General features: G+C 39.9%; 1 protein-coding gene. It reads left to right on the plus strand.

The genetic code is table 11. The features are described from left to right. A partial coding sequence (locus IX315_RS09575; protein WP_211837420.1) for an IS4 family transposase occupies positions 1 to 1050 on the plus strand: 1050 nt, incomplete at its 5' end. Between the last annotated feature and the right edge of the window lie 20 nt (positions 1051 to 1070).

Genomic DNA, 1070 nt, shown 5'->3' on the forward strand with positions numbered 1-1070 from the left:
CTAATCGTTGACGATACGGATCTTCGTAAAAGTGGCAAAAGGATTGAGAATATTGGCTTTATCTTCTCACATGCTCGCAATCAATTTATACTCGGATTTAAAGCTCTTATGCTTTGTTGGAGCGATGGCATATCGCAATATATGCTTGATGCTTCACTGCACGGGGAGCAAGGAGGTGTATCTGGTAAGAAGCAGGGTCTGACATCAGAAGAAAGGCAAAAGAGGTTTAGGAGGGAGCGTGAAGAAGGCTGTTGCACTGCCCAAAGAGAGAGTGAGCTATTTATGAGTAAGATAGACAAGCTCATTGAAATGGTTAGACATGCGATTCGCACTGGGGTCCCTTTTGATTATCTCTTAGTGGATAGTTGGTTTACCTGCACAGCTCTTTTGAAGCTTGTTTCAAGAAGCCGAAGGAAATTTCATTTACTGGGAATGGCCAAGTTGGGCAACACGAAATACATGACAGAAAAATGGAGAGAACTCACTGCTAAAGCCATTATTAAGAAACTCAAAGATGCTAATGAAATAAAATACAGCAGGAAATTGCATTGCTACTATGGCTGTATTGATGTGGCATTAGACAGGTACAAAGTCCGCCTATTTCTCATTAGGCAAGGAAAAAAGGGGAAGTGGAGAGTTCTCTTAACAACGGATAGATCACTAGATTTTTTACGTGCTTATGAGATTTATGCAATGAGGTGGTCAATAGAGGTGTTTTTTTCAGACAGCAAGAGAATCCTATACCTTGAGAAATGCTCTGCTAGAGACTTTTCAAGCCAAATTGCCCACATTTCACTAGTGATGATACGATACAATCTGCTTTCAATGGTGAAAAGACTACATGACTACGAGACTATTGGTGGACTCTACAAGGACGTCTATTATGGTGTACACGAGCTAACTGTTGTGGAGAAAATTTGGGACATCATTATAGAGATCATCTCAATCGTTGCTAATTTATTAGGGGCAGAAGAGGAGGATTTAATCACACAAATAATAGATAATAGTGAACGCTTAGAAGCTCTAAGAATTTACGCTAAGGCCTCATAAATCTAAATTGGAAACTTGAG

Origin of the sequence: Porphyromonas levii (genome assembly GCF_018206105.1) — a bacterium.
Classification (GTDB): Bacteria; Bacteroidota; Bacteroidia; order Bacteroidales; family Porphyromonadaceae; genus Porphyromonas_A; species Porphyromonas_A levii.